General features: G+C 67.3%; 13 protein-coding genes. 11 read left to right on the forward strand and 2 right to left on the reverse strand.

The genetic code is table 11. From position 1 onward, the window contains the following. Window positions 1–15 precede the first annotated feature (15 nt). The 5 genes from Aple_RS33210 to Aple_RS33230 all read left to right on the forward strand — a co-directional run bounded on the left by Aple_RS33210 (window position 16) and on the right by Aple_RS33230 (window position 5357). Window positions 16–1128: a glycoside hydrolase family 53 protein gene (locus Aple_RS33210; protein ID WP_155348684.1), complete on the forward strand. Its 1113-nt coding sequence runs from the start codon at window positions 16–18 to the stop codon at window positions 1126–1128. Continuing rightward, window positions 1125–2627 (forward strand): glycosyl hydrolase 53 family protein, encoded by a 1503-nt coding sequence (locus Aple_RS33215; protein WP_155348685.1) that lies wholly within the window; start codon window positions 1125–1127, stop codon window positions 2625–2627. The genes Aple_RS33210 and Aple_RS33215 overlap by 4 nt, the downstream gene beginning before the upstream one ends. A gap of 219 nt (window positions 2628–2846) precedes the next feature. Beyond that, a complete protein-coding gene (locus tag Aple_RS33220; RefSeq protein ID WP_218038614.1) occupies window positions 2847–3962 on the forward strand; it encodes a sensor histidine kinase in 1116 nt (371 codons plus the stop codon). Beyond that, window positions 3959–4645: a response regulator transcription factor gene (locus Aple_RS33225; protein WP_155348687.1), complete on the forward strand. Its 687-nt coding sequence runs from the start codon at window positions 3959–3961 to the stop codon at window positions 4643–4645. Before Aple_RS33220 ends, Aple_RS33225 begins: the two co-directional genes overlap by 4 nt. Window positions 4646–4679: 34 nt before the next feature. After that, window positions 4680–5357, forward strand: coding sequence for a class I SAM-dependent methyltransferase (locus Aple_RS33230; RefSeq protein WP_155348688.1), 678 nt, complete (start codon window positions 4680–4682; stop codon window positions 5355–5357). Between the two features lie 31 nt (window positions 5358–5388). Here the strand turns inward: Aple_RS33230 and Aple_RS33235 are convergent, their stop codons facing one another. Beyond that, entirely contained in the window at window positions 5389–5586 is a 198-nt protein-coding gene (locus Aple_RS33235) for a hypothetical protein (RefSeq protein ID WP_155348689.1), read from the reverse strand. 183 nt (window positions 5587–5769) lie between these two features. Between Aple_RS33235 and Aple_RS33240 the strand changes: the two genes are divergently transcribed. From Aple_RS33240 to Aple_RS33260, 5 genes are read left to right on the forward strand one after another with little or no spacing between them, the layout of a single operon-like run. Next, complete coding sequence (locus tag Aple_RS33240) at window positions 5770–8049, forward strand: TIM-barrel domain-containing protein (RefSeq protein WP_155348690.1); 2280 nt, start codon at window positions 5770–5772, stop codon at window positions 8047–8049. A gap of 8 nt (window positions 8050–8057) precedes the next feature. Beyond that, on the forward strand, window positions 8058–9353 hold the full coding sequence (locus Aple_RS33245; RefSeq protein WP_174889909.1) for an ABC transporter substrate-binding protein: 1296 nt from the start codon (window positions 8058–8060) through the stop codon (window positions 9351–9353). Then, a complete protein-coding gene (locus Aple_RS33250; RefSeq protein ID WP_155348691.1) occupies window positions 9350–10207 on the forward strand; it encodes a carbohydrate ABC transporter permease in 858 nt (285 codons plus the stop codon). Before Aple_RS33245 ends, Aple_RS33250 begins: the two co-directional genes overlap by 4 nt. Continuing rightward, window positions 10204–11016, forward strand: a complete 813-nt coding sequence (locus Aple_RS33255) for a carbohydrate ABC transporter permease (protein ID WP_246264954.1) — start codon at window positions 10204–10206, stop codon at window positions 11014–11016. The genes Aple_RS33250 and Aple_RS33255 overlap by 4 nt, the downstream gene beginning before the upstream one ends. A 27-nt stretch (window positions 11017–11043) precedes the next feature. Continuing rightward, a complete protein-coding gene (locus Aple_RS33260; RefSeq protein ID WP_155348692.1) occupies window positions 11044–13953 on the forward strand; it encodes a glycoside hydrolase family 3 C-terminal domain-containing protein in 2910 nt (969 codons plus the stop codon). Between the two features lie 139 nt (window positions 13954–14092). Here Aple_RS33260 and Aple_RS33265 read toward each other — a convergent pair whose 3' ends face one another. Beyond that, window positions 14093–15025 (reverse strand): tetratricopeptide repeat protein, encoded by a 933-nt coding sequence (locus tag Aple_RS33265; RefSeq protein ID WP_170321771.1) that lies wholly within the window; start codon window positions 15023–15025, stop codon window positions 14093–14095. A 66-nt stretch (window positions 15026–15091) separates the two neighbouring features. Between Aple_RS33265 and Aple_RS33270 the strand changes: the two genes are divergently transcribed. After that, window positions 15092–16009: a tetratricopeptide repeat protein gene (locus Aple_RS33270; protein ID WP_170321772.1), complete on the forward strand. Its 918-nt coding sequence runs from the start codon at window positions 15092–15094 to the stop codon at window positions 16007–16009.

Consider the following 16009-nt stretch of genomic DNA (forward strand, 5'->3'; position numbering starts at 1 on the left):
CTGACCGGAGGACCGATGAAAACAATCCTGGCGGCGCTGACCGCCGTCGTCCTGGGCCTGACCCTGTCCGGCCCGGCCCAAGCCCATCCGCGCCCTGATCCGCTCCCTGTCCGCGGCGCCGACGTCTCCAGCCTCGCCAAGTCGGAGGCGTTCGGCGGCGTCTACCGTGACCAGCACGGCCACCAGCGGGACGCGCTGCGCATTCTGGCGAAGGCGGGCCTCACCTACATCCGCCTGAAGGTCTGGGTCGACCCGGCCGACGGCTACAACGACAAGACCCACGTCCTGGCCGTCGCCCGCCGCGCCAAAGCCGCCGGTCTCAAGCTGCTGGTCGACTTCCACTACTCCGACAGCTGGGCCGATCCCGGCAAGCAGAACAAACCCGCGGCTTGGGCGGCTTTGCCGTACGAGCAGCTCAAGCAGGCCGTCTACCGGCACACGCACGACGTGCTCAACGCGCTGCGCCGCCAGGGCACCACCGCCGACATGGTGCAGATCGGCAACGAGCTCAACGGCGGCCTGCTCTGGCCGGACGGCCGCTATGACAACTGGCCCGGCATGGCGGGCCTGCTCAACGCGGGCTACGACGCGGTCAAGGCCGTCTCCTCACGCACCCGGGTGGTGCTGCACCTGGCCAACGGCGGCGACAACGGCCTCTACCGCTGGTGGTTCGACAACGCCGCCGCCAACGGCATCCGCTACGACGTGATCGGCGTGTCCTACTACCCGTTCTGGCACGGCACCCTGGACGCCTTCCAGGCCAACATCAACGACGTCGCCACCCGCTATGGCAAGCCCTTGATCATCGCCGAGACTGCGTACCCCTTCACCACCGCCGACAAGGACGGCTGGGAGAACATCATCCTGTCCCCCGAGCCCTACCCTGGCTACCCCGCCACCCCTGCGGGCCAGACCGCCTTCCTCGGCAAGATGAACGAGATCATCCGGGCCGTGCCCAACAACCTCGGCCTCGGCATGTTCTATTGGGAGGCCACCTGGACCGGCGTGCCCGGCAACGGCTGGGACCCCACCGACCCCGCCTCCGGCAACGGCTGGGAGAACCAGGCGCTGTTCGACTTCGACGACCGCTCGCTCCCCGCCATGCGAGAGCTGGGGGAGGGCCGATGAGAAGGATCGTCGCTCTGCTCGCCCTGCTGGGCGCCGCGCTGATCCCGCTACCCGCCCACGCGGCGTCCACGCTCACCAACACGGGCTTCGAAACCGTCAACTTGGGCGGTTGGAGTTCCACGGGCAGCGCCGCCTTCCGGGAGGCGGGCGGGCACGCCGGCAGCTACCGGCTCTCGCACTGGACGTCGTCGGCGTACACGGTGGAGACGTATCAGACGCTGACCGGCCTCGCCAACGGGACCTATACCCTGCGGGCCTGGGTCCGCGCCGGGGCGGCCAGCCAGAGCTGGGTCTCCCTCAAGAACTGCGGCGGCCAGGAACGCCGCACCTACGTTCCGGTATCCGGGAACTGGCTGCGGATCGCGGTCACCCAGACCGTGACGAACACCCAGTGCACCGTCAGCCTCAACACCTCCGCCGCGGCCGGCGGCTGGGCCAACTTCGACGACGTGAGCTTCGCGACCGGCTCGGCCACGCTGTCGATCAAGGGCGCGGACGTGTCCAGCCTGCCCAAGTCGGAGGCGTTCGGCGGGCGGTACTTCACCGCCGCCGGAGTGCGCGGGGACGCGCTGACGATCCTGCGCGACAACGGCGTCAACTACGCCCGCCTGAAGGTCTGGGTGAACCCCGCCGACGGCTACAACAACAAGGCCAGAGTGCTCGCGATGGCCTCCCGGGCCAAGGCCCTCGGCCTGGGCCTGCTGATCGACTTCCACTACTCCGACAGCTGGGCCGACCCCGGCAAGCAGTACAAGCCCGCCGCCTGGACGTCCCTCTCGTTCGCCCAGCTCAGAACCGCCGTCTACAACCACACCTTCGACGTCCTGAACGCCCTCAAAGCCCAGGGCACCACCGCCGACATGGTCCAGGTCGGCAACGAGATCAACGACGGCATGCTCTGGGAAGACGGCCGCAGCTCCCGCTTCGCCCAACTCGCCCAGCTCATCCGTTCCGGCTACGACGCCGTGAAGGCGGTCTCCAGCTCGACGAAGGTCGTCCTGCACCTGGCCAACGGCGGCGACAACGGCCTCTACCGCTGGTGGTTCGACAGCGCCGCCGCCAACGGAGTCCTGTACGACGTGATCGGCGTCTCCTACTACCCGTACTGGCACGGCACCTTCGCCGCCTTCCAGACCAACATCGACGACATCGCCACCCGCTACGGCAAACCCGTCCTCCTCGCCGAAACCGCCTACCCGTTCACTCCCGGGACCGACGACGCGTTCGGCAACATGGTCAGCTCCGCCACACCCGTCACCGGCTACCCGTCCTCGACGGCCGGCCAGTCCGCGATGCTCCGCGACATCATGTCCCTGGTCCAGTCCATCCCCAACGGCCGAGGCCTCGGCGTCGTCTACTGGGAACCCACCTGGACCGCCGTAACCGGCAACGGCTGGGACCCCACCAACCCCTCCTCCGGCAACGAATGGGAGAACCAGGCCCTCTTCGACTTCAACGACCGAGCACTCCCCGCGCTGACCCAGTTCACCCACCAGTAGCTGTCACATGGGCACGGCTCCGCTTCGTGCGGGGCCGTTTTCGGCGTTTTCGGCTTCGCCAGGCCGCCGATACGCCCGAAGTGTCCCGGGGAGTCAGACTGATCGTGGGGAAGCGTCGGACCGAGGTAGGGAGACCTGGTGAGCAAGCGCGTACGAGCCCACGGCATGAGCCTCGCGTTCGGTGGAGGTGGTTCGGATTCCCCGCAGATTCCACGATGGATGGCTCAAGTAGTGGTGAGCGTGCTCGCCGTGTTTCTGGCCGTGATCGTCTGGCATGTCCTGGTCGACGACTACGGCGTTCGCAACGTCTCGGCGGCGACGTTGGGCCTGGCCGTGGCGATTTCCGTGGTCTTGTCCAGGTTCCAGGCCAGGTTGGCCTGGTGGCTGTCGCTGGCGGCAGCCGTACTGTCCGCCGTGGTATCCCACGATGCGCTGCAGGGTGCGGTGTGGCCCGCTCCGGTGCTGGCGGCCCATGCCGTCGTCCTGGCGCTGGTGGGCTTCGAAGCTCGAGTCCGCCTGCTGGTCGAGATGTGGGTGCTCACGCTGATGGCGGGGGTCGCGCTGTGGGCGTTGCTGCCCGGCGAGCAGACGCTGATCGGACTCGGGGACATGTCCCTGCTGTCGGGCATGGCGCTCACGACCGTGTACGCGCTGCGCAGGGCGGCGCTGGCCGACCGGAGAACGAAGAACGAACAGGCCCGATCCGCTCTGCTGGCCGAACGCACCCGGATAGCCCGGGAACTGCATGATGTGGTCGCCCACCACATGTCGGTCGTGGCGGTCCAGGCCGAGGCGGCGCCGTACCGCGTCCCCGACCCTCCCCCAGAGCTGGCCCGCAGCTTCGCCACCATCCGGGCCAGCGCCGTGGAGGCGCTCACGGAACTCCATCGGGTCCTTGGCCTGCTGCGGAACGACACCTCCGACGAGTCGAGCCCGCAGCCTACGCTGGATCGCCTGCGGGAACTGGTGGGCCGGGTAGAGGCAGCGGGAACGCCGGTGACCTTGCGGATCGAGGGCAGGCGGCGCTCGCTTCCCTCGGGTGTGGAACTGTCGGCCTATCGGATCGTGCAGGAGGCGCTGAGCAATGCCCTCCAGCACGCGCAAGGCGCCGAACTCCAGGTCCAGGTGACCTACGGATCGGACGTCCTTGACCTCCGGGTGGAGAACGGCCAGCCGGCAACCCCGCCCCGGCCGTCCACGCGCCCCGGGCACGGGCTGCTCGGCATGCGAGAACGCGTCGCCATGCTCAACGGGGAGCTGACCGCAGGCCCGCGGGCGGGTGGCGGCTATGCCCTGACTGTTCGGTTGCCGCTTGTGGAGACGGAGGACACGTGACGCCGATCCGCGTGCTGATCGCCGACGATCAGGCCATGGTTCGTGAGGCATTCACGGTCCTGCTGAACGCCCAGCCCGATATCGAGGTGGTCGGTGAGGCCGTCGACGGGCTGGACGCCCTGGCCAAGGTCGCCGCGTTGCGGCCCGACGTGGTGCTGATGGATGTGCGCATGCCGGAACTCGACGGCTTGGCGGCCACCCGTCGCATCGCGGGCCAGACCAAGGTGCTGATTCTCACCACCTTCGACTTGGACGAGTACGTCTATGAGGCGCTTCGGGCGGGCGCCAGCGGATTCCTGTTGAAGAAGGCGACCGCGCGGGAACTCGCCGACGCCGTCCGCGTCGTCGCGAATGGGGATGCGATGCTGGCACCGTCCGTCACGCGCCGGCTCATCAGCACCTTCACCCGGCTCGGCCCGCCGCGGCCCTTCAACGGCGACCGGTGCGGCCCGCTGACCCAACGCGAGAGCGAGATCCTCGCGCTCATCGCCCACGGGCTGTCCAACACCGAGATCGCCGCCCAGCTCGTTATCGCCGAGCAGACCGTGAAATCCCATGTCAGCAACATCCTGACCAAGCTCGGCCTGCGGGACCGGACGCAGGCCGCGGTGCACGCGTTCCAAACCGGGCTGGTCACCCCCTACGGCGGAGCTAGATCCGATGATCCCTCCGCAGCGCCATGACCTCCCGTAGGGCCGGCTCGTAGGTTCCGGTTGTGTGACCATTCCAGACCAGATGCATCGCGCCCTCTTCAAGACGGTCTCGCTCCTCGCTCCCGGTGTCCAGGGAGCGTTGCTGCGCAGGTACTTCGACTGGTGGCACCGGCGCCCCGACCCGTGGTCGCTCGCCACCGACTCCCGCGAACAGCACAAGTACCTGGCCACTCTCGACCAGGTGCCGGCTGGCGCCTACCCCCGGATCGTGGAGGTGGGCTGCAGTGAAGGGGTCTTCACCGAACTTCTCGCCCAGGCCCATCCCGCTGCGGAGATCACCGGAATCGACATCTCCGGACGAGCCCTGAAACGCGCGCGACGGCGTACCGAAAGGTACGGCACGCGGGTGCGGTTCGCGCAGGCCGACGTCCTGGAGTATGAGGAGCGAGCTCGGTTCGAGCTCGTGTTCTGCGCGGAGACGTTGTACTACCTCGGGCGGCAGGACCGGCTCCGCCGTGCCTCGGCGCGGCTTCGCTCGTTGACCGCGCCGGGCGGCATCCTGGTCCTGGTGCATCCCTGGCCGGAGGCTGAGCTGCTGCACGCGGACACCGACCGGACGTTCTCGAAGATCAGCGAACGAGTCGAAGCGAACGCCGCACGTCCCTTCGCGGTCGCCGTTTACCAGAACGATCAGGCCGCCCTTGAGACGGATCCCTCGTCCATGTCGTCCAGGCGGTCGTAGGCAATGGCCTGCACGATCCGAGCGGTGCCAGTCACATGATTTCCGGGGAGGCTTCCCAGTCGCGGCAGGGGATGACCGCGTAGTGGCGGTAGAGGACGGCGACGGGGCCCTGGCCGGACATGGCGCCGCGTAGTTCTATGGATTCCGTGTAGGGGCCGCAGACGCAGTCTGGGCTGCCCTCGTGGGGGATCACGTCGTCTGTGGGCAGGACGTGCACGAATTTGGACATCTCATTCCCCGCTTTGCTCTGGCTAAGTTCTCAAGTTACCACATAGCGGGACAAACCGGGCAAGTGCTTGGGGTGGGCTTGGTCTGCGGGTCTGGTGGACGGCCACGTCACAGCGTTGACGTTTGTTGGGATGGACGGCAAACTAATTCGCGAAGTGGTCGTCTGCTGGGGTGGGGAGTTCTGATGCCGTACCGTCCGCCGTTGGTGGCTCGTGAGTATTTTGTGGCGGATCCGCCGGAGTTGCCGGTTCGGGAGCGGGGGGAAGGGGGGCTTTCCGCGCTGATCCGGGCCGAGGTGGTGACCGTGGACTGGGCGGGGGTGACGTTCAAGGGGGCCACGTCGGCGGACGAGTCGCTGGTGGTGCGGATCTGTGCGGCGGGGGAGGGGGTCATCCGGGTCCGGTTGATGCAGGACGCGGACGCCAGGACCCGGTCGGCGCGGGCGATCTCGATGGTGACGCCGGGGAAGTACCACGCGGTGGTGACGGCGGATGAGAGCCGGGTGGTGCTGAACGCGGGCGGGTTGCGGGTGGAGATCCAGCTGAATCCGTGGAATATGCGGTTCGTCGATGAGAGCGGGCGGGTGCTGGTCGAGCAGGATCCGGGGCGGCCCGACATCAGCGGGCGGCTGCGTACGCTGCCGTTCGGGCGGTCGACGGTGGACGGGACGACCGTGGCCTATCACGAGACGTTCCTGGTGCCGGCGGATGAGGCGTTCTGCGGGTTCGGGGAGTCGTTCACGCCGGTGAACAAGCGCGGGCAGCGGCCGCTGATGTGGAACTTCGACGCGTTCGGGGCCGAGTCGCAGCGTGCGTACAAGAATGTGCCGTTCTATCTGTCCAGCCGAGGCTACGGGCTCGTCGTGGACAGTGGCATGCCGGTCGAGTTCGACATGTGCCAGTCCACGCACAGCGACGTGCAGATCGTGGTGCCGGACGATCTGATCGACTACTACGTGCTGGCGGGGCCGGGGCCCGAGCAGGTGCTGGCGCGGTTCGGCGGGCTGACCGGGAAGCCGGTGCTGCCGCCGAAGTGGGCGTTCGGGGCGTGGATCTCGTCGGGGTTCTTCCGGGACAGCCAGGAGCGGGTGCTGGAGCGGGCCCGGACGATCCGGACCAAGGGCATTCCGTGTGATGTGCTGCATCTGGACACGTTCTGGCAGACCGATGGGCACTGGTCGGATCTGCGGTGGGATCCGGAGGCGTTCCCGGACCCGGCCGGCATGCTGGCCGAGCTGGCCGAGCAGGGCTTCCGCGTCTGCCTATGGATGAATCCGTATATTTCCCACCTGAGCCCAGCCTTCGCCGACGCCGCCGACGCCGGATATTTCCTGAAGAAGCGTGACGGCGAGGTGTATGTCGCCGACGTCTGGCATGGCTCCTACCCGGCTTCCGGCATCGTCGACTTCACCAATCCGGACGCGGCCGCCTGGTTCCGAGGCCTGTTGAAGCCCCTCCTCGTGCAAGGCGTCGCCGTGTTCAAGACCGACTTCGCCGAAGGGGTGCCCGCCGACTCGATCGCCTTCAACGGCATGACCGGCGTCGAGCTCCACAACGTCTACACGCTGCTCTTCAACGACCTGGTCGCCGACGTCACCCGGGAAGTCGCCGGGCATGGCATGGTCTGGGCGCGTTCCTCCTACCTGGGCGGGCAGCGCCACTCCGCCCAGTGGAGCGGCGACGTCGACGCCACCTACCCGGCCATGGGCAGCACGATCCGCGGCGGCCTCTCGCACGGCCTGTCCGGCATCCCGTTCTGGAGCCACGACGCGGGCGGCTTCACCGGCACGCCCAGCCCGGAGCTGTACATCCGCTGGTCCCAGTTCGGGGCGCTATCTCCGCTGGTGCGCTTCCACGGCACGTCCAGCCGGGAACCGTGGGAGTTCCCGCCGCATGCCGAGCAGGGCGCGATCGACGCGTTGCGGTTGCGGTATCGGCTCATGCCGTACATCTACAGCGCGGCGGTGGTCGCGGCTGAGACGGGCGCGCCGATGATGCGAGCGCTCTGCGTCGATTACCCGGATGATCCGGTGGCGTGGCAGGCGGACCTGGAGTACCTGTTCGGTACGGATCTGCTTGTCGCGCCGATGACCTCGGCCGATGGTTCCCGGAGCGTTTACCTGCCCGCGGGGTCGTGGGTGGACTACTGGACCGGCGAGGTCCTGACCGGTGGGCGGTATTTCCCCGTCTCGCCGCACCTTGACCGCATCCCGCTGTACGTCCGGTACGGCGCGCTCATCCCCACGACCACCCCGGGCGACACGGTGGCCGACGATCCGGACATCACCCTTGTCGTGTACGGGCTGCCTGAAGGCACAAGCCGTACCGAAATAAGGGACTTGGACGGAACGACCACCGTGACCGCGGCGGTGGACGGAGACCGGCTGGTGGTCAGAGCCGACGGTCCCAAGCGGATCTCCCACGTCGAGCTCGTCGGCGCGACCGCCGAGTCCGTCATTCTCTAGGAGTCGCAATGCGTAAATCCCCACTCATCGTTCTCATGGTGGCCGCGCTGGCCGCCTGTGGGGGCACCGATAGCACCACCCCCCAATCATCCGGCGGGACTCAGGCCAAGACGTTCACGCTCTGGCACTACGAGGGCGCCGACAGCGCGATGGGCAAGGCCTGGGCCGAGTCGATCAAGAAGTTCGAGGCATCCCACCCGGGCGTCACGGTGAAGTTCGAGGAGAAGGGCTTCGAGCAGATCCAGAAGACCGCCGGAATGGTGCTCAACTCCGATGAAGCGCCCGATCTCATGGAGTACAACAAGGGCAACGCGACCGCCGGGCTGCTGTCCAAGCAGGGGCTTTTAACCGATCTGACCGAGCAGGCGACCCAGCGCGGCTGGGACAAGGCGCTGTCGGCGTCCCTGCAGACCACCGCGAAATACGACGAGCGCGGCATCATGGGCTCCGGCAAGTGGTTCGGCATCCCGAACTACGCCGAATACGTGATGGTCTACTACAACAAGGACCTCTTCGCGAAGCACAAAGTGGAAGTCCCGACCACGTACGAGCAGTTCACCGCCGCTCTGGACACCTTCGTCAAGGACGGCGTGACGCCGATCGCCAACGCGGGCGCCGAATACCCGGCCCAGCAGATCTTCTACCTGCTCGCCCTGAGCAAGGCACAACGCCCGTGGGTGGACAGCTATCAGCTCTATAAGGGCAAAGTCGATTTCCACGGGCCAGAACTCACCTATGCCGCCAACACCTACGCCGACTGGGTGAAGAAGGGCTACGTCGACAAGGACTCCGCCGGGATCAAGGCCGAGGACATGGGCGTCGCGTTCATGAGCGGCAAGTTCCCCATCATGGTGTCCGGTTCCTGGTGGTACGGCAGGGTGCAGTCGACGGTCAAGGACTTCGAGTGGGGGTCCTTCCTCTGGCCGGGCAACCAGATGGCGCCGGGCTCCTCGGGCAACATCTGGGTGGTGCCGGAGAAGGCCAAGAACAAGGATCTCGCCTACGACTTCATCGACATCACGATGAGCAAGGAGATCCAGAACCTGCTGGGCAACTCGGGCGGGCTGCCGGTGGCGGCCGATCCGGCGGCGATCACCGACGCCAAGAGCAAGGAGCTGGTGGAGAACTTCAACAAGCTGTCCGCGCAGGACGGCCTGGCGTTCTATCCGGATTGGCCGGCTCCGGGGTACTACGACGTGATGGTGGCCGGCGTACAGGGGCTGATCAACGGGACCGCGCCCGGCGCGGTGCTGGACGAGATCGCCGGGCCCTACAACGAGAATCTGGCGGATATCGGCGGATGAGGTCGCGGGGATACTGGCTCTATCTGATCCCCAGCCTCGTGTTGTTCGTCGGTGTGATCGTGGCGCCGTTCCTGATGAACGTCGCCACGAGCTTCACCCGCTGGTCGGGGGTGGGCACGCCGGAATGGATCGGGTTCGAGAACTACGCCAGGCTGCTGAAGGATGAGCGGTTCTGGGCGTCATTTCAGCACAACGTGGCGCTGATCCTGGCGATGGCGGTGGTGCCCACCCTGCTCGGGCTGGTGCTCGCCGCCGCGCTGTTCGACTACATCGCCAAGAAGTTCGGGCCGCGTACGGCGTCCGCGTTGCGGGCGGCCTTCTACCTGCCGCAGGTGCTGCCGGTGGCGATCGCGGGCGTGGTGTGGGGGTGGCTGCTGAATCCCTCGTACGGCGCCGTGAACGAGATCTTCGGACTCGACGTCAACTGGCTGGGCGATCCGTCGATCGCGCTGGCCACGGTGATGGCGATCATGGTGTGGTTCCAGCTGGGGTATCCGGTGGTGATCTTCATGGCCGGGTTGCAGCGGGTGGATCCGGCGCTGTACGAGGCGGCGGAGATCGACGGCGCTTCCTGGTGGCGGCGGTTCTGGCACATCACCGTGCCGCAGATCCGGCCGGAGTTCTTCGTGGTGCTGCTGACCTGCACGATCGCCGCCCTGAAGGTGTTCGGGCCGATCTTCGTCCTGACCCGCGGGGGACCGGCGGGGGCGACCATGGTGCCGTCGTATTTCTCGTATCTGAACTTCTTCCAGCGGGTCAATGTCGGGTACGGCTCCGCGATCGCGACCGTGCTGGCGCTGATCATCGTCGTGGTGACGTTCCTGTTCCTGCGGGTTCAGGAGCGTGAGACGTGAGACGGTACTCGCTGCTGGCCGCACTGATTGTCCTGGCATTTGTCATGCTATTTCCGTTCTTGTTGGTGGGGGTCAACGCGTTCAAGTCTCCGGCGGAGTACTCGTCCGGGGGGCCGCTGGCGTTGCCTGACGGGATTTATCTCGACGGGATCGTAGATTTCTGGAATCGCGTGGATTTCGCCCGCAAGCTCTGGAACAGCCTGCTGATCAGTGGGTGTGTGGCGGTGGGCGCGGTGGCGTTGTCCGTGCTCAACGCGTACGCGCTGGGGATCGGGCGGGTGCGCGGGCGGCTCTGGATCCTGGTCGTGTTCCTGGTGGCGAACACGCTGCCGCAGGAGGCGCTCGTCTATCCGCTGTACTACCTGGCCAAACAGGTCGGCCTCTACGACAGCCGCCTCTTCGTGATCCTGATATTTACCGTTATTCAGGCAGCTTTCGGGACATATCTGCTTTCGGCGGTGCTGGGGAGGTTTCCGGCCGAGATCCTGGAGGCCGCCGCCATCGACGGCGCGAGCAAGTGGCGGGCGCTGTGGCGGATCGTGGTGCCGATCAGCCGGCCCACGCTGTCGGTGCTGCTCATCTTCTTCTTCATCTGGACCTGGAACGAGTTCTTCCTGCCCCTGGTCTTCCTGATCTCCAACGACAACCAGACCGTGCCGGTCGCGCTCGGCGTGCTGCAGGGCGACCGGCTGATGGACGCCACCATGTCCAGCGCCTCCGCGCTGCTCGGCATCGTGCCCGCCGTGGTGTTCTTCCTGATCTTCCAGCGGACCCTCACCCGCGGGATCACCGTGGGCGCCATCAAATAGCCGCCATCCTGACCTGGAGGCTTTCCCATGTTCCGACGATTGTTGCTCGCGCTGGTCCTGGTCCTCGGAATGGGGACCGTTCCCGCGCAGGCCGCCGACGACTTCCCGTTCCGCGATCCCGGGCTGCCGCTGGCGCAGCGGATCGACGACCTGCTCGGGCGGCTCACGCCGGCCGAGAAGATCTCCTGGCTGCACCAGTACCAGCCCGCCGTGCCACGTCTCGGCATCGGCTCGTTCAAGACGGGCACCGAAGCGCTGCACGGCGTCGCCTGGTCCACTGACGTCGAGGCGGGCGGCGCGGTCCGTACGGCGGCGGGGACGGTGTTCCCGCAGGCCGTCGGGCTGGCGAGCACGTGGGACCCGGCGCTGATCAAGCGGGTCGGCGCGGCCGTCGGCACCGAGGCGCGGGGGTATCACGCGGAGAATCCCCGGGTGTGGGGGCTCCAGCTGTGGGCGCCCGTGGTGAACCTACTGCGGGATCCGCGCTGGGGGCGCAACGAGGAGGGCTATTCGGAGGATCCGCTGCTGACCGGGGCGATCTCCACCGCGTACGGGAAGGGCATCACCGGCGACGATCCCGACTATTTGCGGGCCGCGCCGGTGCTCAAGCACTACCTGGCCAACAACAACGAGGTCAACCGGACCACGACCAACTCCAGCCTGCCGGCGCGGGTGCTCAAGGAGTATGAGGAGCCCGCCTTCCGCACGGCCATCTCCGCCGGGGCGGCCACCGGGGTCATGACCTCCTACAACGTGGTCAACGGACGCCCGGCCACGGTCACCGACCTGAACTCCAGCGTGCGCTCCTGGAGCACGCGCGATCTCTTCAACGTGACCGACGCGCACGCGCCCAACAACCTGGTCGACTCCCAGCGCTACTACCCTGACCTCGCCCAGGCGGACGCGGCCACGCTGAAGGCCGGAGTGGACAGCTTCACCACCGACGACACCAACTCCGCCAGGACGACCACCGCCGTGACCGACGCGCTGGCGGCCGGGCTGATCACCGAAACCGACGTGGACACGGCGGTCCGCCACATCCTGAGCATCCGGTTCCGGCTGGGTGAATTCGATCCCGGCGGCGGCCCCTACGGGAACATCACCAAAGCCGTCGTGGACTCGCCCGCGCACCGCGCGCTCAACCGGGAGACAGCGGGCAAAGCCACCGTCCTGCTGAAGAACTCCGGCCTGCTCCCGCTCACCCCCAACCGCAAGATCGCCGTCATCGGACCACTCGGCGACACCCTCTACACCGACTGGTACGGCGGCAACCTCCCCTACCGCGTGACCACCCTCGACGGCATCAAGGAACGCGCGACGGCCACCGGGACCGAGGGTGTGGATCGGGTCGCGTTCAAGCATGTGGCCTCCGGCGGCTACATCACCGCGACGGGCACCACAGACGCCGACACCGTTGGGACGGCCGCCGCGCTCACCTCCGCCGCCCAGTGGGATCTGACCGATTGGGGCGAGGGGGTCGTGACGTTGCGGAACGCCGGGAACGGCCGGTATCTCGGCTGGAACTTCGCGCCCTTCATCACCCGCGACGACCAGCCCAACGGCTGGTTCGTCCAGCAGCAGTTCAAACTGGAGCCCGCCGGGGACGGAAACTTCCTTATCCGATATGTCGGGTATGAGGTCACGCAGCCGTGGTTCTGGTTGCCGGAGACGTACGTGCAGGTCGACCCCGATGGGAAGCTTTCGGTCGGCGCGAAGGCCACCGCCGCCAGGTTCACCAAGGAGGTTGTGACCGACGGCATCGCCACCGCCGTCGCCGCCGCGAAGGCCGCCGACGTGGCCGTGGTCGTCGTCGGCAGCATGCCGTTCATCAACGGCCGCGAAGACCACGACCGTAATTCCACCAAGCTGGCCGAAGGCCAGGAAGCCCTGGCCAAGGCCGTCCGCGCGGCCAACCCGAAGACGGTCGTGGTGCTCCAGAACAGCTACCCGGCCACGATCGACTGGCTCCAGGACCACGTCCCCGCCATCCTCTGGACCACCCACGCGGGCGCCGAAACCGGCCACGCCCTCGCCGACGTCCTGTACGGCGACGTCAACCCCGCCGGACGCCTCACCCAGACCTGGCACCGCGCCGGCGCCCCCCTGCCCCCGATCACCGACTACGACATCATCAAGACAGGTTCGACGTATCTGTACTACTCAGGCAGCCCGCTCTACCCCTTCGGCCACGGCCTCTCGTACACGACCTTCGGCTACCAGGGCCTGACGGTCACCCCTCAAGGCGCGGGTTACGAAATTTCCGTCAAAGTGACGAACACAGGAAACCGCGCCGGGGATGAGGTGGTTCAGCTCTACACCCATCAGCGGCATTCCCGCGTGAAGCAGCCGATCAAGCAACTGCGCGGATTCCAGCGCGTGACCCTTGCCCCCGGCGCGTCCACCACGGTCCGCTTCAAGGTCGCCAGATCCGACCTGGCCCTCTGGGACGTCACCCGGAACCGCTTCGTCACCGAATCCGCCACGCACGACGTCCTCGTCGGCAGCTCCTCGACCGCGATCCGGCAGCGCACCACCGTCAACGTTCCCGGCGAGCAGATCCCCCGGCGCGATCTGACCCGCCTCACCCGGGCGAGCGACTTCGACGACTACTTCGGCATCGAGCTGGTCGACGAGACCAAGCCCACCGGCACGGCCGTCGGCGGCACGGTGACCGGTGACTGGATCGCGTTCAAAGACGCCGACCTGCGCGGCCCGGCGGCCATCACCGCCGGAGTTTCGTCCGTGGCGGGCGGTTCTATCCAGGTCCGCCTCGGTTCCCCGACCGGACGCCTGATCGGGACGGTGCCGGTCCCAGCCACTGGTGACGTCTACTCCTGGACCACAGCAACCGCCCCCTTGACCAGAACCACCGGTACCCAAGATGTGTATCTGGTCTTCACGGGCGACCTCAGAATCCGAACACTCACGCTCAGCTGACCGACTCTCTATTGCACGAAGCCCCCGGCAGGCTGGCGAAGCCGCACCAGCCTGCCCCGGGGGAGTGCCCTGTCAGGGCGAGCCAACCGCGGCGAACCGCAAGCGGGCGCCATTTTCGGCGACCTGCCCGACCACGGGATCATTTCCCTCCCGCGACCGCCTGGTAGTCCTCCCGGAGGTTCGCGTGGTGTTCCCTTCTCAGCTCGTAGTCGACGTGGCCGGGAGGCGTGGCGTCGAATGCCTCCCTGCTCAGTTCGAGGGCCTCGGCGAGAACGGCCACGTCATTGTTGTGCAGGTAGAGGAGATTCAGCGAGCCGGCGAGCACGGAGACGTAGGCGGGGCGGTCCGGGTGGTCGGCGGGGGCGGCGGTCACCGCTCGGCGGCCCACGTCGACCGCCTCCAGGAGGTAGGCGAGCTTTCCGGCCCGCCGGGCGAGCACGTTGAGAACGCGGCCGAGGTTACAGAGCTGGCGAGCGCGGTCGTCCTCCAGGGAGGACGGCGCTTCCAGCGCCTGCCTGCTGACCCGCAGCGCCTCGAGGAGGGACGCCTGATCTCCGACCGCCTCGGAGCGGGTGCGCAGGGCGGCCCCGAGGTTCGACAGGAAGGGGGCATAGTGGTCGTGCACGGGCGGAAGCTCGTCCACCGTCCTGCGGTAGAGCACGATGGCCTCCTCCAGCAGGTCCAGATCCTGCGACCGCTGGAACTCGGTGCTGAGCGCGTTGGCGTCGCCCAGCCATCGCCAGCGCGCGTCCTCTCCCACCTCCCCTTTGCGGAAGTGCTCGCGGACCGCGGCGGGAACGCTTCCGGGATCGTGCCGGTAAGCCCATTCGAGCATGTTCAGCGCCATTTCCAGTGCTTCCGCGTCCTCCCCTTCCGGAAGGAACCGGTAGCGTTGCCAGCTCAGCCATCCGACCGCGTGCGCGGCCTCCCATTCTTTCTCCAGGCTGGACACCGATTCGAGAAGGTGCAGCGCCTCGGTCCACGCCTTGCGTTTGAAAAGGCGGCTCGGGTCTCCGGTCCGCTCGAACTTCGCCAGGCGGGCTCGTACGGCCGCCAGCGATTCACCGTCCATCACCGGCCCCCTTCGACGGTCACGGAAATCCTTTCGCGCTGGGCCCCCGGTGTCCATGCTTGAGTCGTGAACGACGAACGCGTACGGAGAATGGCCAAGCTCAGGGCGATTCTTGAGGAATGCTCGGCGACCCGCGACGCCCTTCCGCTGTTCGACAAGAAGACCACGAAGAATGTCACGAAGCTGGTCGCGACGCTGGCGGAACCAGCGGACGACGTCGACGCCGCCTATACCCTCGGCTGGTTCCACTGGCTGCGGTACGAACATCTGCCGGAGGGCAAGGACCGGGACGACCTGGATGCCGCCGTGACATTCTTCGGACCGGTGTTCTCTGCCGATCCGACAAGGGTGCCCGACGACCTGCGGGCGTACTTCCTGCGGCAGGAAGCTTCCACAGAGCGCGCCCTGGACCGGGCAGCCGAGCTGCTGGACATCCACCAGCTGGACGGAGACCTGGCCGCGATCGAGGAGGCGACCGCCCTGCTGCGGCAGATCGTGGCCGAGACGGCTCCCCAGCACCGCCACTACGCCGACCGCCTCTCGGATCTGGGTACGGCCCTGCGGTTGCGGCACGCGGCCACCGGCGACCGGTTCGCGCTGGCGGAAGCCCTCGAAGTGAGCCGTATGGCCATTGCCGCCCCGGCCCCGCCCAGCACCGACCGCGCCCCCCACTTGAGCAATCTCGGGCGGGTTCTGGTGAGCCTGTACCACTCGACCAAGGTGCTGCACTTCATCGTGGAGGCAACCCAGGTCAGCCGTACCGCCGTGGAGCTGGCACCGGACGGCCATCCTGACCGTGGCACCTACCTTTCCAACCTCAGCAACGCGTTGACCGTGCACTACAACGGCACGGGAAACACCGAGGTCCTGCGGGAGGCCCTGGATCTCAGCCGGGAAGCCCTCGCCGCGACTCCCGCGGGTCATATCGACTACGAGGTGCGAAGGCGGCATCTGGAGAGCCTGGAAGCGGGCGTGCGGCGCTGA

Origin of the sequence: Acrocarpospora pleiomorpha (assembly GCF_009687885.1) — a bacterium.
GTDB lineage: Bacteria > Actinomycetota > Actinomycetes > Streptosporangiales > Streptosporangiaceae > Acrocarpospora > Acrocarpospora pleiomorpha.